The sequence below is a fragment of the Micromonospora sp. WMMA1363 genome (assembly GCF_030345795.1).
In the GTDB taxonomy this organism is placed as follows: domain Bacteria; phylum Actinomycetota; class Actinomycetes; order Mycobacteriales; family Micromonosporaceae; genus Micromonospora.
The window spans coordinates 1,830,832-1,851,140 of record NZ_JAUALB010000001.1; the positions used below are offsets into that span (position 1 = coordinate 1,830,832).

15 protein-coding genes and 8 pseudogenes are annotated in these 20,309 nt (G+C 68.4%); 13 read left to right on the top strand and 10 right to left on the bottom strand.

All coding sequences use genetic code 11. From position 1 onward, the window contains the following. Positions 1-71 precede the first annotated feature (71 nt). The 3 genes and pseudogenes from QTQ03_RS08330 to QTQ03_RS08340 form a co-directional block, all read left to right on the top strand. Positions 72-250: pseudogene (locus tag QTQ03_RS08330) on the top strand (IS5/IS1182 family transposase); the annotation flags it as partial. Positions 251-677: 427 nt separating this feature from the next. Next, positions 678-2,156, top strand: a complete 1,479-nt coding sequence (locus tag QTQ03_RS08335; protein WP_289277485.1) for a right-handed parallel beta-helix repeat-containing protein — start codon at positions 678-680, stop codon at positions 2,154-2,156. 40 nt (positions 2,157-2,196) lie between these two features. Beyond that, positions 2,197-2,541 (top strand): annotated as a pseudogene (locus tag QTQ03_RS08340) (ATP-binding protein); the annotation flags it as partial. A 107-nt stretch (positions 2,542-2,648) separates the two neighbouring features. On the opposite strand, the gene QTQ03_RS08345 reads toward QTQ03_RS08340, so the two are convergent. From QTQ03_RS08345 to QTQ03_RS08355, 3 genes are read right to left on the bottom strand one after another with little or no spacing between them, the layout of a single operon-like run. Next, a complete protein-coding gene (locus QTQ03_RS08345) occupies positions 2,649-3,107 on the bottom strand; it encodes a DUF7489 domain-containing protein (RefSeq protein ID WP_289281033.1) in 459 nt (152 codons plus the stop codon). Beyond that, positions 3,104-3,589, bottom strand: coding sequence for a hypothetical protein (locus QTQ03_RS08350; RefSeq protein WP_289277486.1), 486 nt, complete (start codon positions 3,587-3,589; stop codon positions 3,104-3,106). Before QTQ03_RS08350 ends, QTQ03_RS08345 begins: the two co-directional genes overlap by 4 nt. Then, positions 3,555-4,091 (bottom strand): RrF2 family transcriptional regulator, encoded by a 537-nt coding sequence (locus QTQ03_RS08355; RefSeq protein WP_289277487.1) that lies wholly within the window; start codon positions 4,089-4,091, stop codon positions 3,555-3,557. Before QTQ03_RS08355 ends, QTQ03_RS08350 begins: the two co-directional genes overlap by 35 nt. 82 nt (positions 4,092-4,173) lie before the next feature. On the opposite strand from QTQ03_RS08355, the gene QTQ03_RS08360 reads away from it, so the two are divergent. Then, the gene (locus tag QTQ03_RS08360) at positions 4,174-4,917 is read left to right on the top strand and encodes an SDR family oxidoreductase (RefSeq protein ID WP_289277488.1); all 744 of its coding nucleotides are present in this window, start codon (positions 4,174-4,176) and stop codon (positions 4,915-4,917) included. Positions 4,918-5,326: 409 nt separating this feature from the next. Here the strand turns inward: QTQ03_RS08360 and QTQ03_RS08365 are convergent. Then, positions 5,327-6,486 (bottom strand): annotated as a pseudogene (locus QTQ03_RS08365) (pyridoxal phosphate-dependent aminotransferase). A 195-nt stretch (positions 6,487-6,681) separates the two neighbouring features. On the opposite strand from QTQ03_RS08365, the pseudogene QTQ03_RS08370 reads away from it, so the two are divergent. After that, positions 6,682-7,664: pseudogene (locus tag QTQ03_RS08370) on the top strand (serine hydrolase domain-containing protein); the annotation flags it as partial. A 351-nt stretch (positions 7,665-8,015) separates the two neighbouring features. Here QTQ03_RS08370 and QTQ03_RS08375 read toward each other — a convergent pair. Together QTQ03_RS08375 and QTQ03_RS08380 are read right to left on the bottom strand one after the other, a co-directional pair. Next, positions 8,016-8,591 carry a vitamin K epoxide reductase family protein gene (locus QTQ03_RS08375; RefSeq protein WP_289280733.1) on the bottom strand — a complete coding sequence of 192 codons (576 nt, stop codon included), beginning with the start codon at positions 8,589-8,591 and terminating at the stop codon, positions 8,016-8,018. A gap of 62 nt (positions 8,592-8,653) precedes the next feature. Beyond that, positions 8,654-9,298: a DsbA family protein gene (locus QTQ03_RS08380; protein ID WP_353890629.1), complete on the bottom strand. Its 645-nt coding sequence runs from the start codon at positions 9,296-9,298 to the stop codon at positions 8,654-8,656. A gap of 320 nt (positions 9,299-9,618) precedes the next feature. Here QTQ03_RS08380 and QTQ03_RS08385 point away from each other — a divergent pair. The 4 genes and pseudogenes from QTQ03_RS08385 to QTQ03_RS08400 all read left to right on the top strand — a co-directional run. Then, positions 9,619-9,756 (top strand): annotated as a pseudogene (locus QTQ03_RS08385) (cation transporter); the annotation flags it as partial. A 184-nt stretch (positions 9,757-9,940) separates the two neighbouring features. After that, positions 9,941-10,430: pseudogene (locus QTQ03_RS08390) on the top strand (winged helix-turn-helix domain-containing protein); the annotation flags it as partial. After that, positions 10,427-11,268 (top strand): annotated as a pseudogene (locus tag QTQ03_RS08395) (HAMP domain-containing sensor histidine kinase). The pseudogenes QTQ03_RS08390 and QTQ03_RS08395, both read left to right, overlap by 4 nt. Positions 11,269-11,445: 177 nt before the next feature. Beyond that, positions 11,446-11,811, top strand: coding sequence for a DUF1622 domain-containing protein (locus QTQ03_RS08400; protein ID WP_289277491.1), 366 nt, complete (start codon positions 11,446-11,448; stop codon positions 11,809-11,811). A gap of 44 nt (positions 11,812-11,855) precedes the next feature. On the opposite strand, the gene QTQ03_RS08405 is transcribed toward QTQ03_RS08400, so the two are convergent. Then, a complete protein-coding gene (locus tag QTQ03_RS08405) occupies positions 11,856-12,533 on the bottom strand; it encodes a TetR/AcrR family transcriptional regulator (RefSeq protein ID WP_289277492.1) in 678 nt (225 codons plus the stop codon). A gap of 160 nt (positions 12,534-12,693) precedes the next feature. Next, entirely contained in the window at positions 12,694-13,587 is an 894-nt protein-coding gene (locus QTQ03_RS08410; RefSeq protein ID WP_289277493.1) for an SDR family NAD(P)-dependent oxidoreductase, read from the bottom strand. A 313-nt stretch (positions 13,588-13,900) separates the two neighbouring features. Between QTQ03_RS08410 and QTQ03_RS08415 the strand changes: the two genes are divergently transcribed. Both QTQ03_RS08415 and QTQ03_RS08420 read left to right on the top strand, forming a co-directional pair. Further along, the gene (locus QTQ03_RS08415) at positions 13,901-16,162 is read left to right on the top strand and encodes a catalase (protein ID WP_289277494.1); all 2,262 of its coding nucleotides are present in this window, start codon (positions 13,901-13,903) and stop codon (positions 16,160-16,162) included. Between the two features lie 441 nt (positions 16,163-16,603). Then, positions 16,604-16,825 carry a hypothetical protein gene (locus tag QTQ03_RS08420; protein ID WP_289277495.1) on the top strand — a complete coding sequence of 74 codons (222 nt, stop codon included), beginning with the start codon at positions 16,604-16,606 and terminating at the stop codon, positions 16,823-16,825. Between the two features lie 156 nt (positions 16,826-16,981). Here QTQ03_RS08420 and QTQ03_RS08425 read toward each other — a convergent pair whose 3' ends face one another. Then, entirely contained in the window at positions 16,982-17,245 is a 264-nt protein-coding gene (locus tag QTQ03_RS08425; protein ID WP_289277496.1) for a hypothetical protein, read from the bottom strand. 140 nt (positions 17,246-17,385) lie between these two features. Here QTQ03_RS08425 and QTQ03_RS30270 point away from each other — a divergent pair. Together QTQ03_RS30270 and QTQ03_RS08440 are read left to right on the top strand one after the other, a co-directional pair. Then, positions 17,386-17,968 (top strand): annotated as a pseudogene (locus tag QTQ03_RS30270) (GNAT family N-acetyltransferase). A 128-nt stretch (positions 17,969-18,096) separates the two neighbouring features. Continuing rightward, positions 18,097-18,684, top strand: coding sequence for a GNAT family N-acetyltransferase (locus QTQ03_RS08440; protein ID WP_289280735.1), 588 nt, complete (start codon positions 18,097-18,099; stop codon positions 18,682-18,684). 107 nt (positions 18,685-18,791) lie between these two features. On the opposite strand, the gene QTQ03_RS08445 is transcribed toward QTQ03_RS08440, so the two are convergent. Continuing rightward, complete coding sequence (locus QTQ03_RS08445) at positions 18,792-20,189, bottom strand: IS1380 family transposase (protein ID WP_502889850.1); 1,398 nt, start codon at positions 20,187-20,189, stop codon at positions 18,792-18,794. Positions 20,190-20,309 lie beyond the last annotated feature (120 nt).

The following is a 20,309-nucleotide window of genomic DNA, read 5'->3' on the forward strand; positions in this document are numbered from 1 at the left end:
ATCGATAAGGGCGAGGCTCCAGGTAAGACAGCAGTCGACCAAGACCCGATGCCCCGACCGGGAGCCTCGCCATGCTGTCTTACCCCGCCACGATCCCACTGTCCAACCGCACCCTCAACGACCTGGCCGAGCGTATCGCGCCCACCGCAACCAACACGGGTCCCGATGACGCCGGCTGCCACCAGGACGCCAAGCGCTGCTCGCCCTGGCCCACCTGCGCAACGGCGACACGATCTTGGCGATCACCGCGAGCCGTCACAAGATCAGCGACAGAGCCCTCCAGGCCGTACCCCGACAAGCCGGCGACATCAACGCCACGAACGACGGCAACGACACCAGCCAGGCTGGGCGTGCATCAGACTTCCTGGACGAGGCCCGTATACCACCGCCCCGAAGAACCGTGGCGTGTATCCGAATTTCTTGACGACGCCAGTTGCCCGCCGAGCGGGATCGCTACCGTTCGTGAAGATCAGGCTGTCCGACACCATGAGACGCCCGGTGGCAAGGTGCCGGCCAGCTACCGACGATGACGACATCGTTTATCCGTTTTCAGCCGAAGTTTCACGTTTCTTCCTGTTCAAGAGGTTCCTACACATATCGTGGAATGCGGCTGCTACCGCCTGCCTGGTAGCCGAGGAGCCTCCACCCCCCGCCCCTGGGTGATTGGTTCCTCGTCCATGACGGGGAAGGACACCGAGACCGCGATGCCTCACCAACACCACACCCACGAACACGAACCCGATCGCCCAGGCATGGACCGCACGAGGTCACGGTGGCGGTGGTGGACCGTCGGGCTGGCCGGGGCGACCGGCCTGGCCCTCACCGGCGCCGGGGTTGCCTCCACCACGGCCGCCGACACTGTCGGACGCACCGTCACCACCACCTTGCTCAGCGCTGATCTGCCCGGCAAATCCATCCGCGACCGGCCCTCCGCGGACGACCACCGCGACGACGACCACGGCAACCACGACAAGGGCAACCACGACAAGGGCAACCACGACAAGGGCGACAAGGACAACGGGAAGGGCGACAAGGGTGAGGGGAAGAAGAAGCGGAAGGGCATACCGGTCCCCTGCGACGCGGACCGGTTGATCGCCGCGATCACCCTGGCCAACACCCACGGCGGCGCCGTCCTCGACCTCGCCAAGGACTGCACCTACCTGCTCACCGCCGCGCAGAACGGCAACGGGCTACCCACGATCACCACCCCGATCACCATGAACGGGAAGCACACCACCATCAAACGCGCCGCCGCCGCCGACCAATTCAGAATCCTCACCGTCGACACCGGCGGCGAGCTCACCCTCAACCACCTGAAGATCACCGGCGGTCACACCGCCGACAGCGGTGGGGGAATCCTCATCAACGCCGGCGGGTCCCTCACCACCAACCACAGCATCATCACCCGCAACATCGCCGCTTCGGGGGGTGGCATCGCCACCAACGGCACCACCCACGTGAAGCACTCCACCGTCAGCCACAACACCGCCAGCAGCGGCGGCGGGATCAGCAGCAGCGGCGGCCTGCTCACGGTCGGCACGTCCCGCATCGCCGCCAACACCGCCTCGTTCGGCGGCGGTATTACCAGCGGGGTCGCTGTGCGGGTCGACCACAGCGTGATCATCGCCAACCAGGCTCAGTCCGCAGGCGGCGGTCTTCTCGTCGGAGGTGGGACGGGCACGATCACCAACACCCACATCACGAACAACGCCGCCCCTGTTGGCGGCGGTGTCTTGGGGTTCGCGGGCGGGCAGTACACGTTTCGCACCGTCATCGTCGCCGACAACGCCGCGACAACAGGCATCGGTGGCGGGCTGTCCGTGGACGTCGGCTTGTCCGTGGTCGTAGAGGACAGCGCCATCAAGAACAATACCGCCGTCACCGACGGCGGCGGCATCGTCAACAGCGGCGAGTTGGTGGTGCGGCACACGAAGATCGTCGGCAACCAGGCCGATCAGGGCGGCGGAATCGACAACGTCAACGGCGCCACGCTCACCCTCCTCGCCACCAAGATAACCAAGAACATCGCCGTCACCGACGGCGGCGGGATCTTCAACGAAGCGGGCGGCACGGTGAACCTGAACACCGCCACCGGCACCATCGTGATCGAGAATCGGCCCAACAACTGCGTCAACGTCCCCGGCTGCTTTGGCTGACCCGGTCCCGGGTATACGAGGGGTTCCGCCCCTTCGCCGGTTGGCGGCGGGGGCGGAACCCCTCTACCTATCCCCTGACGGTCATCGGCCCAGCACCCCGACGACCGCCACCACGACAACGGCCGGCGACATCAACGCCACGAACGACGGCAACGACACCAGCCAGGCTGGGCGCGCATCAGGCTTCCTGGACGAGGCACCCGAGTTCGCCAAGGGCGCCCTGGACGCGCTGCGCCAGCCACTCGAACACGGCCGGGTCCGGTTGGCACGGTCCCGCGGCGGCGCCGACTACCCGGCCCGGGTGCAGCTCGTCCTCGCCGCCAATCCGTGCCCCTGCGCGAAACCGTCCGGGGACGCCACCTGCGAATGCACACCCCTGGCCCGCCCCGAAATGGCTGCCTCATCCCAGCCTGACAGACAGGGTCCTCGCGCTGGCGATGTTGGACACCGTTGCCAACGCACTGCTGGCGACGGCGCCATGTGTGGCGGCCCTCATCCCTTCACGGGCCAGCGCTCTCCCCTCCGCTTGACGACTAGATCTCCGAACTTGAATCCCTTGTCCGCGTGGGGATCCACCACGAACTCGATGAGCTCGCCATCAACGGTACGGACCGTGAGGACGTAGTCGTGTCGGACCCCGGTGTTTAGCGTGGTGTGCCTTTCCCGGTAGTCCATCACCACACCCGTGAACTCTTGATCCATCATCGCTGCCCTTGTCTGGGCTCCGAGCACAAGGAAATAGAGCAACCCGGCAAGGATGCCGAGCAGCGCTACGGCCTCGAACGTCGTCAGGAAAACCACCACCCCACGCGCGGCGGGTACCGCATGCGCGTTGCTAGTCGCTGCCCCGGCTCCCCTATGGCTGACACCCACCCCGGCCGTCGCACGCGAACGTCGGTTCGCAACGGACACCGGGATCACGAACACGTCAAGTCTATCGGCGACCGTCAAGCTCGAGTAGCCGACGTGGTGAGCGGCGCAATCAGCGGACGCTCGGGCAACGAGGCCATCATCCGCACATCGGCATCATGTAGGTAATCCTTGTCAAGCTGATCTTGATACGTGTCGGTTGACGCGGGTGGGAGTCGGTCGAACAGATCGACTCGGTGGGTTTGGTGGTGCTTGGCGGCGTGATCGCGTTGGCATTGCAGGGTAGGCCGGAACTCGACGTTGGCCTGGAAGAAGGCGCAGGTTTCGCAGATGGCTTCGAAGGCGCAGTCGAGTTCGGGTGGGCCGGTGCAGTAGCCGTTGCCGAGCAGACGGTGGTGCTCGCGGCAGAGGCGAGGCCATCTTCGGTCCGATGGTGTCGGCAGGTAGCGGTTTCCTTGTTGGAAAAGGGCTTCGACCTTCTCGGCGACGGCGAGATACGCGTCGGCGACGGGTTCTGGTGGACGTCGATCACCGACGTGGGCGAGGCGGCGGGTCGGCGGCATCTGACGGCGATCGGTGCGACGGCGGGTTCCCCGCCGTCGATGCGAGGCGGGATCGGGTGCGGGCCGGTGCTGTCGGGGGCAGCGTGGCGATGATGTCGGCGAGGGAAACATCGGCGAGGCTGTGCCGCCACGCGTCGTGCGCCTCTGCCATCTTCTGCGCGAGGACGCAGGTGTTCTGGCACTCCTCGGGAGGAAGTGCTCCCAGTCCCCGTTGGCGGATCTCGCGGCACTCGTACGGCGGGGAGCTGCCGTCGACCGCCTCCACGATCCGCAGCAGCGTGATCTCGGACGCCGGTTGCGCGAGCCGGAACCCGCCGCGCGGCCCCGTCGTCGCGATCAGCACGCCAGCCTTCACGAGCCCCTGTAGCTGCTTGGCCAGATAGGCCGCCGGGAGGTCGTAGTACTGCGCGAGCTGCGCCGCCGACGCGGTGGCTCCGGGATCGAGCTGCGCCAGCGTCGCGGCACAGTGCAACAGCCATTCAGTGCTCACCGGAAGCTTCACAGCGTCAGCCTATCGCAGACATTGCGGATCCGTCAGGTCCGGGATACGGTCGATACGGCAACGAGCGAAAGGACGGATCATCATGCGGATCGCAGTCGCCGGGGCGACCGGAAACATCGGCGCCCTCACCGTCGCCGCCCTCGAACGGAATGGACACGACGTCGTACGCATCAGCCGTTCGCTGGGCGTAGACCTGTCAACCGGTGACGCGCTCGAACAGGCCCTCGTGGGCGTCGACGCGGTCGTCGACGTCACCAACGCGCCGGCCGCCGGCCACGCTGAGACGGTGGCGTACTTCGGCACCACCACCCGCAACCTGCTCGCCGCCGGAGAGCGGGCCGGCGTCCGACACCACGTGCTGCTCTCAATCGTCGGGATCGATCGCGTCGAGGGCACCGCACACTACGCTGGCAAACGCGAGCAGGAGCGGCTCGTGGCCGCCGGCCCGCTGCCGTGGACGATCGTCCCGACCACGCAGTTCCACGACTTCGCCGCGATGGTCGCGGGTTGGACCGAGCGCGACAGCGTCGCGACGATCGCGCCTCTGCTCGTGCAGCCGATCGCGCCCGAAGACGTCGCCGACATCCTCGCCGAGATCGCGGCGGGCGAGCCGCAAGGCCACCACGCCGATGTCGCCGGCCCGGAACCGCAGGACCTCGTCGACATGGCACGACGCACCAACGAATCGCGCGGCCACACGGTGAAGCTCGTGCCGACGTGGTCGGCCAACCTCGGCCCGGAGATGGCCGGCACCGTACTGCTGCCCGCCGAGGGGGCCCGCATCGCGCCGACCACCTTCGACGAATGGCTCGCGGGACAGCGATAGAACCACACATCCAACAGGCATCCGATCGCTGGACCACTCGCGGAGCCTCGGGCCGGTGTCGAACCGATCAGGCTCCCAACTGTGCTCCACTGAGCCAACCAACCTCGCGGCGTAACGGGTCATCCGTCGCGCTGGATTTCGAAGCGTCCACCGCGTCTTCCGGATCGCGGTAGTGCCAGGTCCATAGTATCGGCCGCAAACTGTGCGATGCCCGTGAGCCGTTCTGGATCTCCGCTGAGCCCCATCCTGCGACGCGCCGGAGCCGTCGGACATGGCGCCGGAGCCTTCTCATGCCCCATCACCCAGGCACGGGCAAGCAGAGCCGGAGAGGGTGTATCTGGGGACTCAGTTCTTCGGACCAGTGTGGATTTCGGACGGCCATGGGCCGATCATGGCAACCGGCTCTGAGTCATCCGATGGCCTGACGGAAGCGGTCAGCGAGGCTGGTGAGGCGATCGACCGGTTCGTTGGAGAACACGATCCGTAGGTAGTGCTCGCCGCTGGGCCCCAGCCATCCATGGCCGTGGTCGCGACCTTCGCTCGGTCGAACAGCAGCCGAGACAGCGCGGCGGGCGTCAGCCCCAGGAGCCTGGCGTCCACGAGCAGTGACCAGCCGCCGTGCGGCCGGATGATCGGATAGTCGGCAAGTTGGTCTAGCACCGTGGCGCAGCGCCGCTGCCACTCGCGGGTGGCAGCGGCAACATCGGCCTCGGCATCCGGTGCGTCGAGCGCGGCCGCCACCGCGCCTTGTGCCAACCCGACCTGGCAGACCACATTGGTCAGGCCAACCAGCTTGATGTCGGCGATGATGTCGGCCGGGCCTACCACCCAACCGACACGCCAGCCGATGAGCCGCAGTTCCTTGGATGCCGAACCGACCGTGATGGTGCGCCAGGCGAGGCCGTCATGGGCTGCCGGATGGCTCGGGCGGCGACCGTCGAACCGGATCCGTTCCATAGCCGCGTCGTAGACCAGCCAAGCGTTGTGCCGCCCACAGGCGTCGGCCAGCGCGGACCAGTGATGGTCGTCTAGGACCAGACCGGTCGGCATAGCTGGGCCCATCATCAGGACAGCGGCGGTATCGGATCCAACAGCGCCGGCAAGGCGTTCTGGATCAACGGACCAGCCGTCCGACATGGCCTGGGCTGGCACAAAGCGGGGCACCCCACCCGCAAGCCGGACTCGGTTCACCAGGCCGGCATAGATGGGATCTACCAGCACGACCTCCTGGCCCTGTTCGACCGTGGCAAGCAGCGTGTTGAGGATGCCGTTCAGCCCGCCAGCAACGCTCACGCACTCGGTGTCGGCATCGTAGCCGCGACCGGCGATGCGCCCCACGTGTGCCGAGGCCGCAGAGCGAAGGGACCGCTGTCCCTGGAAGGGCAGGTAGCTGTTGGCCGCGTCATCGTCGATCGCGGCCCGGGTCGCCGTGACCGCCACGGCGGGGGGTCGCAGGTCGGTGTCGAGATTCTCCAGGCGAAGGAAGTCCGGGTCGGCTACGGCGTCCGCGGCGTCGCCGACAGCGTCGACGCCGATGCCCGGGATGTCGCGCAGACGGGCAACCGTCACTTGGCCTCCTCAACGCTATCCATGCACTCTCTTCACTGGTACGAAGATGTCAGTACGCGTGGGTCTGCCATCTTAAATGGCTTCTTACTGAGCCTCAATCCACCGACGCGGTTGGTTTCGAGCGCCAGTGGATCTTTCCTGGGGTGGGTGAAGGCGATGAGCCCGGATGGTGGCGGATCGGGCGGTGGGTAAGCGCTCCACACCGGCCAAGCTGGCGGTCTACACGCCATGGTGGCGACTCGCGGTGGTGGCGACTCGCGGTGGTGGCGACTCGCGGGGGTCAAACCTTACTGGAGCACTACAGGCCAGGCGAGGACTTCGCCTGGGGCGGCTCGCTGGGCCTCGTCGAGTTCGGACCCGAGACGCTGCACGACATCCGGTCAGTCACCAAGAGCGTCACCGCGCTGCTGTACGGCATCGCGCTCGGCGAAGGGCTGGTCCCGCCGCCGACGGAACCGCTGCTGCCGCGGTTCCCGCAGTACCCAGACCTGGCAACTGATCCCCTGCGTGCCCGGCTCACCGTCGAGCACGCGCTGACGATGTCGTTGGGTCTGGAATGGCGCGAAGACCTCCCGTACAACAGCCCGGCCAACGCCGAGATCGCGATGGAACTGGCGCCGGACCGGTACCGGTATGTCCTGCAGCGGCCGATCCTCGAACCACCGGGTGCTCGATGGACCTACTGCGGTGGTGCCACGGCGCTGCTCGGTCGACTGATTGCCGACGGCACCGGGCAGTCGCTGCCGCAGTACGGGCAGACCGTGCTGTTCGCGCCGCTGGGCATTGGCAGCTTCGAGTGGATAGCCGGTGCGGACGGAGTGGCATCCGCCGCGTCCGGGCTGCGACTTTCGCCCCACGACCTGGCCAGGATCGGTGAGCTGGTGCTGGCCGACGGAGTCCTGAACGGTCAGCGGATCGTCCCCGCCGACTGGATCCACACGATGCTCCAGCCACGTCTGCAGACCAGCTGGGGCGGCCAGTACGGCTACCAGTGGTATATCGAATCTATCAAGGGCCGTCGGCTGGTGGCCGGCATGGGCAACGGCGGCCAACGCCTGTACGTCCTACCCGACCTGGACCTCACCGTGGCCATCACCGCCGGCAACTACGACGGCCCCGACCAGTGGCGAACCCCGCTCACGGTACTGGAGCAGGTCATCCTCCCCGCAGTGGCCTAACGCCCGCACGGCCGGCAGTTACGGCGGCTCGACCCGGTCCGGCAGCGAGTTCGGGTCCGACCCAAGGACCCACGCGAGTGGGCAGGTTGGCCCCGCTCATCGGGGAGCAGACCCGTCCGCGCCGCGAGGGCTACCCCTCGGCGAGTCGCGCCACCAAGGAGTCCTCCGCACCGGCGTATCGCATGCCGTCTCACCGCATGTCCCGCTCGACAGGCAGTGACCGGCCGAGGACCGCCTCATCTGTACGAGTTCTCGCCGGCGAGCCTGCTGTCGCGGTGGCCGTCACGCAGGACGCCGCCCTGATCGCGCTCGTGGGCGTCCTTGCAACTACTCCCAGCCCGCCAAACCTAGTCAGCTGAGGGTCGTCCAGTAGCTCCAGAATCGCACGCCGATCAGGATGGCGAGGATCAGCAGCCAGAGAGTCGGTATGGCGCTGTGGACGTGCACCAGGGCGTCGGTGAGCTTGCGGGGTGCGGGCAGTCGGCCGCGGTCGAGGTTGTGCAGCGTGGTGTAGGTGAACAGCACGATCATCACGACCCAGACGACCATGCAGTACGGGCAGAGTGCGCCGATACGGTAGAGGCTCTGGAAGAACAGCCAGTGCACGAACCCGACGCCGAACACCGCGCCGGCCTGCAGGGCAAGCCACCACCAGCGGGGCAGCCGAGCCCGGGCCAGTGTGGCGGCGCCGACGGCGGCCACGACGGGGAACGTGGCGAGGCCGATGAGCGGGTTGGCGAAGCCGAACACCTGGGCCTGGCTGGTGGTCATGATGGAGCCGCAGGACAGCACGGGGTTGATGGAGCAGCTCGGTACGTAGGCAGGGTTCTCGAGCAGGGCCATCTTCTCGACGGTCAGGGCGAACGCCGCGAGGGCGCCGACGAGCCCGCCGACGGTCAGCACCCACCCGATCAGGCGGTCGGACAGCCCGGCCTTCGCGTCGGTGCCGACCTCGTCGGCCGCGGTCCGTTCGGTCAGCGCCTGGCGACTCACGAGGCCAGTGACGTGTCGATCGCGGTCTTCAGATTGTCGTAGGTGGGCCGGCCGGTGAACTGGGTGCCGTTGATGAAGAACGTCGGGGTGCCCTGCACGCCCAGCGCCTCGCCGTCGGCGGCGTCAGCCTTGACCCGGTCGGCGACCTCGGCACTGTTTACGTCGGCCTTGAAGCGGGTCATGTCCAAGCCCAGTTGCTGGGCGTAGCCCTCGAAAACCGCGACCTGCGGCTCCCGCTGGTGCCCCCAGGCGGTCGCGGTGTCGAACAGCTTCCTGTACATCGGCTCGAACTTGCCCTGCCGGGCAGCGGCCTCGACGGCGTGTGCGGCATCGTAGGCATTCGGGTGGCTGGGGATCGGGAAGTAGCGCACCACGTAGGTGATCCGGTCACCGTACTCGGCGCGCAGCTTCTCCACGCCGGGGTAGGCGGCCAGGCAGGACTCGCACTCGAAGTCGAGGAACTCCACGACGGTGACCTTGCCGTCCGCGGCGGTCGACAGACGGTGGCTGCCGGCGCGCACGAGCATCTCGGACGCGGCGGCAGGCGCGGGCGTGTTGCCCTGGTTGGTCACCACGATACCGATCAGCGCGACAAGGGCGGCGGCGACGATGCCGAGAGTCACCTTCAGGTTCGTGCTCATGCCGGTCTTGCGGATCTTGCGCGCGACTTTGGCCGCGTTCGCCGTGGCGGCCACGCTGTTCGTCGCCGCCGGCTTGGGACGCGCCCCGCTCGCACGGGCCGTTGCCGCGGCATTCTTGGCGGTGCGCCTGCGTGCCTTGGCGTTCTTCGCCGGCATGAAACACCCCTCGCAGCTCGGCAGGGCACCATGGGGCGGGCCCCCGCTCCTCGCTCAACCCAAGCGAAGATACAGCGCAGCCCTACCATCGGCACGGGATGTCAGCTGAGGGTTTGCTGTATGCGGTACGGCGTGACTCACCTTTCCGTACATACTCCACTGTCCAGAAGATCGCGCTCCGGACCATCGCGTTCTCGTTCTTCGCTCTCGCCGCGTACGTCACGGTCGAATCGGTACGGGCGCTGGTCGGCGGCGCCAGGGCCGAGCACTCCAGCATCGGTCTCGTGCTGGCCGCCCTGTCGCCCGGTCGCCTGGAGACCGTCGAAGTGTCCCTGCGCCGACTGCTGGCTCGACCCGAGGCTGATCCGGCCAGTCACAGCTATCGCCCGCCGAAACTCCAACCCGCGCCTGGTCAGGCCCGGCGGTGGTGGGCGTAGAGCCGGCGAATCCAGCGCCGACGATGATCAGGCCTGGTAGGCAAGATTGCGGTTGCGGACGTTCAGCGACTGCTACGTCATCATGCTGACCGCCCGCACCGAGGAGGCCGACAAGCTGACCGGGCTCGGCGTCGGGGCGGACGACTACCTCACGAAGCCATTCAGCCCCGAGAACTCGTCGCCCGGGTCGCCGCGATGCTGCGTCGCCCACGCGAGCGCAGCCGGCCGGAGGCCCCACCGCGCCGGTTCGGTCCGCTGGAGGTCGACGCGCCCGCCCGGGAGGCCCGCCTCGACGGAGCGCCCGTGCCGCTCACCCGGACCGAGTTCGACCTGCTGGCGGTCCTGTCCGCCCGGCCGAACGTCGCGCTGAGCCGCGCTGCGCTGATCACCGCCGTGTGGGGTGACGGGTGGGTGGGGACGAACACCTGGTCGACGTGCACATCGGTCATTTGCGCCGCAAGCTCGACGACGACCCCGCCCGCCCCCGGTTCGTCGCTACGGTGCGGGGCGTCGGCTACCGGATGGGCCCGGAGTCGTGAACCTGCGGCGGCCCAACCTCGCGGTGCGGCTCTTCGCCGCGCAGGTGCTCGTGCTCGCCGTGGGCGGGCTGACCCTGGGTTGGTCGCCGTCGCGGTGGGCCCGCGGATCTTCCACGACCACCTCGGGCGGGCCGGCGGGGAGGTCAGCGCCGAGGCGAGCCGGCACGTCGAGCAGGCGTACACCTCGGCGAACGCGCTGGCGCTCGGTGTCGGCCTGCTCGCCGCGCTGGTCGCGACGCTGGCCGCCAGCGCGTACGCCACGCGGCGGATCGCCAGGCCGATCGCGCACTTCGCGCACGCGTCGGCCAACCTCGCCGACGGGCACTACGAGGTCCGGATGGCCGACCCCGGACTCGGAGACGAGTTCAAGACCCTCGCCGACTCCTTCAACCTGGTCCGGGATGCCGTGATCGCGGCCCGGCCCCGCTACGCCGGCAAGGGCGTGACGCTGCGCAGCGACGTCCGGCCGTCGACACAGGTCCACGTCGACCGGCAGCGAATGGGGCAGGTGCTCGGCAACCTCCTGGACAACGCGCTGCGGCACACGCCCGAGGGCGGGACCGTCACGGTACGTGTGACCGGCGGCGCCAGAAACGTGGAGCTGGCGGTGCTCGACACCGGTCCCGGCATCCCGGCGGCGCACCTGCCGCACGTCTTCGAACGCTTCTACCGAGTGGACACCGCCCGGGATCGGGACAACGGCGGGTCCGGGATCGGGCTCGCCATCGTGCGCGCCGTGGTCAGCGCACACGGCGGACGGGTACGGGCGCAGAACGCCCCCGGCGGCGGCGCGATGTTCACGGTGGTCCTGCCACCGGCCGGGCAGGCGCAGGTCTGACCAGGCGAGGTGACCGTCGGCGGGATTCGCCAGGCCCCGCCTCGGTGCTCAGGTGTGTAGCGCGGAGGAACCGCGCGCGGCAGCCGCAGTTCGCCAGTTTCCTGGAGTTTCGGAGGTGATGGCTCACGATCGGTGGGAAGACCAGCGGCACGGTGAGGCCGGTGCGGGGGGTGACGGGTGCCGACCAAGGAGATCGTCCTGGAAATCGGCGTGCTGCTGGACGTGGCCGGGGTGCTGGTCATCGCGCTCGGCGTCGTCATCGCCACCGTCGTCTTCGTGCTGCGCTGGTGGCGGACCCGCGAACTGGTCGACCACTACCGGTCGTACCGACAGGGCATCGGCCGGGCCATCTTGCTCGGGCTGGAGTTCCTGGTCGCAGGCGACATCATCCGGACCGTGGCGGTGTCGCCCACCTTCACCAGCGTCGGGGTGCTTGCCCTGATCGTGGTTGTCCGTACCTTTCTCAGCTTCTCCCTCGAGGTGGAACTCGACGGCCGCTGGCCCTGGCAGCGGAAGGAGCCGGTGGGCGCTCAGCGGCTCTGAAGCCCCGATGTTCTGTCGAGTACGGCGACAGGGGGCCGGGATTCTCACCTATCGTCGGGGTGTGGTGCGGGCTCGACGGACGGGGTGCGCGGCGAGCCGGCCGGAAGCTGGCTGGGGGCGGTGAGCAGCGGCCAGGTCTGGGTGGCCATTTCGTCGGGCGTGCGTGGGCATCCGCGCTGAAGCCAGTCGGCCGCTACGCCGATGAGGGCGCCGGCGGTGAACGCGGCGGGTACGTCCAGCGGGAGGTCGGTCGACGCCGTGCTGGGCGCCTCTGGAGCGCCGCCGGTCGTGGCCTCGCAGGTGGCGAGGTGGACGGCTGTGGTGGTGCGACGGCGGATGTGGTCGATGACCCGTGCGCTTCCGTGCGGACCGAGCAGGCTTCGGTAGAGGCCGGCATGGTGGGCGAGGCTGGCGAAGAACGCGTGCAGTGACCGGGTCGGGTCCTGGGTGTGGTCCGTCGGGTCGGGGTTGAGGGCGGTCAGGGACTCGACCAAGTCGTCGATCATGGCGGTGCAGGCGGCTTCGGCCAGTTCGTGTACGTCGCGGTAGTGGTCGTAGAAGGTCGAGCGACTCACTTCGGCCCGGTCGGCGACGTCAGCGACGTTGATCTGGGACAGGTCCCGTTCCTCGACGAGCTGGATGAGCGCACGCTGAAGTGCGCCGTGAGTGCGCCGTACGCGCCGGTCGCCTGCCGAAGTGTTGGTGTTACGGGTCGTGACCACCATCCCAGCCTACCTAAACCCCTACATCCGTATGTATTCCTACATCCGCAGGCCAACCGAGTGGTGTTCGGTCCCCGCCGGTCAGGGCACAGCGTGCCGGAGAGGTGGCGGTGGACGGCCGGGACCCCGGCCGACCACCCGCACCGTCCGCGTCATGCGGTCAGGCATGGTCGTCCCGCGCTGGGACACGCGTCGTCATGCCGGTCAGTTCTGCTGAGCGCTGCCACAATCGCCGGGCCAGGTCCGTGTCGCTGGCTTGCGCGTTCTTGAGGTCCTCGCGGGCGAGCCGGTGGAAGTAGGCCCCGTTCACCGAGTGCGGATCCGCCGTGGTGGCGAGCTGCAGCAGTGGTTCGGCGCCCTGCTCAGGCGTGAGCATCATGGCCTTGGCGGCCTTGCCCAGCGGACCGTTCATGATCGCCCGTTGCCACGCGTTGTCGCGGGTCACCTCGGTGGCGACCGATCCGGGGTGGAACGCGGACGTGGTCACTGCCGTGCCCTGCGTCCGGCGCGCAAGCTCACGGGTGAACATGATCGTGGCCAGCTTGGACGCGCCGTACACCCGCAACGTGCGGTAGCGACCCCGGCTGCTGTCCAGGTCGTTCAGGTCGAGGTGTGCCTTACGGTAAACCGTGCTGCCGGTGTTGACGACCCGCGCCCCGTCCGGGGATGCGGCCAGCCGATCCAGCAGCAGGTTGGTCAGCAGGAACGGTGCCAGATGGTTGACCTGGAAGGTCATCTCATGGCCGTCGACGCTGACCTTACGGCTGGCGAACATGGCACCCGCGTTGTTGGCCAGGATGTCGATTCGCTCGTAGGTGGCCAGCAGGTCGGCGGCGAGCCTGCGTACGTCGTCCAGCGATCCATAGTCCACCAGGTGCATCCGACCTCCGACCTCGGCCGCGATCGCGGCCGTCTTCTCCGGTGACCGGCCCACCACGGCCACGGTGGCGCCCAGTTCGGCGAAGCGACGCGCCGCCGCTGCGCCGATCCCGGCACTGGCGCCGGTGATCACCACTGTCGTGCCTCGGGAATCCCGCACTGCGCTGTTCACCATGATCCTCACTCTCCTGTCTGCCTCGTCGTCGGCTCCGTCGGGCGAAAACTGGCCCGCGTAGGGACACCCGACCAAGTTAGCCTACATCTGTAGGAATTCCTACAAGTGTCTGGCGAAGCTGCGGGGGCGCGGGCGCGTGGTTCGTCGAGCCGTCGCCCTCGCCGTCGTCAGGCGCACGGGCCAACGGACACCGGACACCCCGCCGGTAGGTGTGATTTATCCCGATATCGCATGGCAGATTCGTTTTGCCGGGAAACTCCGGGTAGGACCCTGACGAGACTCCGACACCCGTTCACGTAAGAGGTACCGACCGATGGATCCCAGCAAGCCCGCCAAGGCCGTCAAGGATGTCGTGGAGGCCGCGGCCGAGAAGGTGACCGACGTCATCAGCCCCGACATTCCCGGTTCGCCGGCTAGCGCCCCACCCGGCATCGAGGAACCGACGACGCCGCGCGACCCGCTGCCGCCCAGAAAGGAGCAGGGCACCCCGGAGACGCGCACCCCGACCGGCGCGACCACCGGCGCACCCGCCGCCGCCAACCGTCAGCAGGGAAAGTTCCTCACCACGGCGCAGGGAGCCCGGCTGCGCGACACCGACCACTCCCTCAAGGCCGGGCCACGCGGCCCGATCCTGATGCAGGACCACCACTTCCGCGAGAAGATCACCCACTTCGACCACGAACGCATCCCGGAGCGCGTCGTGCACGCCCGCGGCGCCGGGGCACACGGAGTCTTCACCGGGTACGGCGCCGAGGAGACCACCCGGGCCGACTTCCTGCGCAAGGGAAAGGAGACCCCGGTCTTCGTCCGGTTCTCCACCGTCCTCGGCTCCCGCGGGTCGGCCGACACGGTCCGCGACACCCGCGGCTTCGCGACGAAGTTCTACACCGACGAGGGCAACTTCGACCTGGTCGGCAACAACATTCCGGTCTTCTTCATCCAGGACGCGATCAAGTTTCCCGACATCATCCACGCCGGGAAGCCGCACCCGGACCGGGAGATCCCGCAGGCGCAGAGCGCGCACGACACGTTCTGGGACTTCGTCTCGCTGCACACCGAGGCGCAGCACCACACCATGTGGAACATGTCCGACCGGGGCATCCCGCGCTCGTTCCGGACCATGGAGGGTTTCGGGGTCCACACCTTCCGGCTGGTGAACGCGGCCGGCGAGACAGCGCTGGCGAAGTTCCACTGGAAGCCCAAGCTCGGCGTGCACTCCCTGACCTGGGAGGAGGCGCAGATGATCAGCGGTATGGACCCGGATTTCCACCGCCGCGACCTCTACGACGCGATCGAGGCCGGCGCGTACCCCGAATGGGAGCTCGGCCTGCAGGTCTTCCCGGACACCCCGGAGGAGACCTTCGCCGGAATCGACCTGCTCGACCCGACGAAGATCGTCCCGGAGGAGCTGGCGCCGGTGCGGCCGGTCGGCAAGGTGGTCCTCAACCGGACGCCGACGAACTTCTTCGCCGAGACCGAGCAGGTCGCCTTCCACCTGGGCAACCTGGTGGCGGGCATCGACGTCACCAACGACCCGCTGTTGCAGGGCCGACTCTTCTCGTACGTGGACACGCAGCTCACCCGATTGGCCGGACCGAACTTTCCGCAGATCCCGATCAACCGACCACACGCTCCGGTCAACGACATGCTGCGGGACGGCTTCCACCAGCAGGCCGTACACACGGGGGTGGCGCCGTACCGGCCCAACACGCTCGACGGCGGCAACCCCTTCCGGGCCGGGGACGACGAGAACGCGTTCCTCGACGTGCCGGTAACCGTGGTGGAGGCCCCGAAGGTACGCGCCAACCCGGTCTCCTTCGACGACCACTTCAGCCAGGTCCGACTGTTCTGGCTGAGCATGTCGCCGGTGGAGCGGGAACACATCGTCCGCGCCTACACCTTCGAGCTGGCCAAGTGCTACCACCAGGAGATCAAGGAACGGCAGCTGCGGTGCCTGGCCAACATCGACCCGGTGCTCTGCGCGCAGGTCGCCACCGGCCTGGGCCTTTCCGCACCGGAGCCCACGGCGCCGCTGGTCGACGTCGAACCCAGCCCCGCCCTGTCGCAGCTGGGCCGGAAGTGGCCGATGGACGGCCGGACGGTCGGCATCGTGGTCGACGCGGACAGTGACCTCGACAGCGTTGTCGGCGTCCGAAGCGCCGTCTTCGCCGCGGGCATGGTGCCGCTGCTGATCGCGGCGCACGGCGGCAAGGTCGGCGAGTTGCCGGTACAGCGGACCTTCGCCACCGGTCGTTCAGTCGAGTTCGACGCCCTGCTGCTGGCCGGTGCGCCGGCGCCGGCGCCGGACGCCCTGCCGGCCGCCGCGGACGCCGAGGCGGGCTCGGCCCACGCCACGCTCGTCGATCCACGCGTTCTGTTGCTGGTGCAGGAAAGCTGGCGGCACGCCAAGGCGATCGGCGGCTGGGGCGCGGGGGTCGCCGTGCTGGAGCAGGCCAGGGTGGTCGGAGCTCCCGGTGTGGTGACCGGCGATTCGGGGACCGACGTCCTTGCCGCTGTGCAACGCCTGATGGCCGCGCACCGGGTATGGGAACGCTTCCCCACCTCGCACTCCTGACCGACGATGTCCAGGTCGGCCGGGTCTCCGGCCGACCTGGACGCGCCGGGATCGGCCGGGTCGAGCCGGTCGACGTTGACGGCTCGTCCCCGCGGCAACGGTTGGCCGCGTGCGGCCTTGTCGTCGGGGTGCTGGCGGCCCCGGGCTGCTGACTCGTAGCTGCCGACGGTGTACTCCTGGTCGGCGATGGCGGCTGCCTCGAGCGAGCGCGCGGATCGGGTTGGCGGCCGCCGCACAGTCGACACGCGACGTCGCATCAACGGTCCGTGACCTGGCGAACGCGCTGCGCGACGTTTCTGGTGGCAATGGTGGCTTTTCGGCGCGATGGCGTCCATGATGGACGTGGCTCCGGCGCGGCGCGGCGGCTCCCCGTGACAGTTCCATGATCGACGGTGCCGCGGGCCGGCCGGAGTATCCGTCCGGGATCTCGAAGGAGTGTGCATGCCCGTCACCGCCGACCTCACCAAGCTGGTCGACAAGTCCTACCAGGACAAGACCCTCACCGAGATCGTCGACGCCCCGGTGTCCGCCCTCGCCGGGGTCAGCGACGGCGACGCCAAGCTACTCAAGGACGCCTTCAACATCACCACCGTCGGCGACCTCGGCCGCAACCCCTACTTCCGCACCGCCAACGCACTGGTGGCCCTCACCAACACGAAGTAACACCACGGTCGATGTCCGGCGGCCGGGGAGCAGTCCCCAACCGCCGGACACCTGGTCGGCTCCGCCGGCCTTGCTGGATCGCGGGGCCGCCCGACCCGCGTGGACATCGAAGCGTCGCTGGAACGAGCGCCGAGATCACGTGCCGTACCGGCTGCTTCACCCCGACCTACGCCTCCTGGGCAACCCGATCGAGGCCCAGTTCGGGCCGGTACGCACCTTCGTCGTCGCCGACCGGACCACCCGGACCACCCGGCGGTCACCATCGACCGGGCCGCCAGTCACCGCGACACGATCGAGGTCACTGACACCGGGGACGCAGTTACCGGTCGCGACCGATCCGGCAACCAGCAGGTCGCTGATCCGCCCGAGCGCCTTCAACTCGCTACCGAATTGCGCGAGGACGGAAAGCTCGGCGCTCATTCGACGGAGCGTAGAGGGGCTATGCGGACACGCCGACGTGGGTGCGGACCGTTCCGAGATACGGGCTGCCGGTCAGCGGTGATCGCCTGACGGCGGATCGCCGACCGGACCACGGTTCTCCGCTGACGTAGCATGTCGGAATGTTGCAGCCCGTAACGCCGATTCGAACTGACCGCCTACTGCTGCGCACCTTCGCCCTCGACGATGTCGATGACGTCTGGTCCTATCAGCGTCAGCCGACGGTGGCGCGCTTTATGCCGTGGCGAGCCCGCGATCGTGACGAGGTGGCAGCCGCCGTGCACCAAATGACCACCGAGAACGGTCTATTCGACGAGGGCGACTGTTTGAGTTTGGCGGCGGTCGACCCGGAAGCGGGCACGGTCGTGGGGCAAGTCGAACTGGTGTGGGTCAGCAAGGCGAACCGCCACGGTGAAATCGGCTTTGTGTTCAGGACGAGGTCTGGCTACCGAGGCCGTCCGGGAACTGTTGCACCTCGGGTTCGGCCAGTTCGCTCTGCATCGCATCGTTGGTCGTTGCGTCGCCAGGAACAATGCCTCAGCGGCGTTACTTCGCCGGCTGGGGATGCGCCAGGAAGCTCGATTCGTCGACAGCCTCTTCCTCAAGGGCAAGTGGGAGGAGGAGCTCGCCTTCGCCATACTCGAGTGCGAATGGTGTCCCGATCGATTGGCCAAACCGCAGGGCGGCGACGCGGAAAGGGCCTAGCCAAACCACCGGCAGGATGGGTTCGAGGCTGGGCTTCGTCCGTGCCGAGTCGGCGTAGGCGAGGCCGACGACCGACCCGAATGTCCGCACCCACACGCCGTATCACACCCACCGCGGGAGCAAGCACCATGACGTACGTCGTACGCAGGATCGAGCCGGGGGAATGGCGCCAACTGCACGCCCTACGCCTGGAGGCGCTGCGGGATTCACCGACCGCCTTCGGCACCACGTACGCTGACACCGCCGCCCTCAGCGATGAGGTCCGGCGGCAGCAGGCGGCATCGAACGCGACTTCACCGACATCAGCGACGTTCATCGCCGCCACTGAGTACGGCCGCTGGGTGGGGATGGCCAGCTCCGCTCCGCTGGAAGAAGTCCCGGGCCACGCACACATACACGGCGTCTACGTTGCGCCCGCACACCGCGGCCAGGAAGCGGGACTGGCGACCCGGCTGATGGACGTCGCGATCAGGTGGACACGCGACAACACCGACGCCGCCTGGCTCACCCTCGGCGTGCACGAGGACAACACGCGCGCGCAGGCCTTCTATCGGCGAATCGGGTTCACCGAAACCGGCAAAGTCGTGCCCTACCCCCTTGACCCGTCAATGAACCTCTACATCATGGGCTACGAGGACTTCCGCCGGGCCACGACCCTCCCCGCTCACCTCGATTCGTCAGAGGGTTTTGATCCCTCGCCGTCCGTTTCGGTTTGACCGTTTTGTCCCACGCGGTTGGGGGTCGGGGTCGGCGCGTGTCGCTGCGCGGGCGCCGGTTCTCCAGGTCCGGGTGGTTTCTCTGCTGGTAGGGCCGGGGGGACGGGTCAGGTCGGCGGGGGTATCAGGCCTAGGCGGTGCCAGCAGAGTTGGAACGCCTCAGCCCAGGGCCAGGTGTCGGGGATGGACAGGATCTTCCGGCGGGCGTGGCTGGCCAGCTTGGCGGGTAGGTGCAGCAGCCGGTAGCGCAGGGTGCCGGGTTCGGCGTCGGCGAGGTCGGGCTGGTCGTGCAGGCCGAGCAGTCGGGTGCAGGCGGCCAGATCGGCGGCGATGTTCGCGGCTAGGACCCAGCCGCGGTTGACGGTCCAGGCCTTCGAGGGCAGGTTTCGCAGGCCCATGGCCTTGTTCGTGCGCACCTGATCTTCCACTCCGGCGTGCGAACGGTGCAGCACGTCGAGCCATTGCGGCTGGTGAGAGCCGGCCACGCCGTGGATGCGGCGGATGTTGGTGGCGACGATCGCGTACCGCCAGCCGGTACGTTTCTCCAGGTCGGTTAGGTTCCTGACGTGTCGGGTGGACGGTCTGGTCCGCCGCACGATCAGCCGTAGCCCGTCGATCCAGTTGCCGACCCGCTGGTTGAGGCCGGTCAGCTCGGCGACCTGCGCCTGATCGGTGGCATTACCGTCGGGTTCGAGGCTGCTGGTCCAGGCATCGGCGGGCAGCACGGCGATCGCGGTCTCGTCGGCGTCGGTGATCGTCCAGCCGACAGTGAACTTCACGCTGCGCCACAGCCGGTTCATCTGCTCCAGGTGGGTCACCAGGTCGTGGGTGGCGCCGGCCCCGTCGACCCGCACCAGGATCTTGCGCCGGTATCTGACCGGCAGTTGGGCGACCGCCTCACCCAACACCCGGATGTGATCAACCACGGTGTTCGAGCCGGCGTTGCCCGGCCGCAGCAGCATGGCCAGGCTCTCACTGGTGTTCGCGCACCACGCCCCGAGGGGGTGGAACCCGAAGCCTTTCTTGAACGTGGCCGCCGCGCCCTGCTTGTCGGAGTGAGCGGTGATCAGGGTGGCGTCCAGATCGATGACCACCCACCCGGTCAGCAGCTTGCCCGCCACCAGCAGCCACGGAAACCCCTGCGGCCGGCGCTCGAGAAGCTCCCAGACCCGGGCGCGGGCCTTCGCCCGCGCCTTGGCGATCCGGCGCAGGGCGGTCTCGTCGAGGCCGGCCAGAGCACGGCGCACGGTCGCTTCCGACGGTGGCTCGGCGAACACCAGCGCCTGATGGGCGAGCAGCCCGATGTCGGACATGCTGGTCGCGCCGAGCACGATCGCGGTCGCCAGGCAGATCAAGACCGTGCCCCGGTCCCACCACCCCGGCCCCGCACCGCGAGGCAGCACCGCGTTCAACGCCCAGGCCAGCCCGGTCCGGTCCGCGCACCGCCGCAGCAAAACCGCGCCGGCATGCCCGACCAAACCCTTCCCACCCGCCGCGACCTGCAGCCGCTGATCCCACCCGCTACTCCCCGGCTTCGACGGTTGGCGGGCATGCGGCGGTGGCGGATCTGCGGGTTGACCTGGGGCGATGGGCGTGGGGAGGCTTCGGGGCCGTTTGCCCACGGC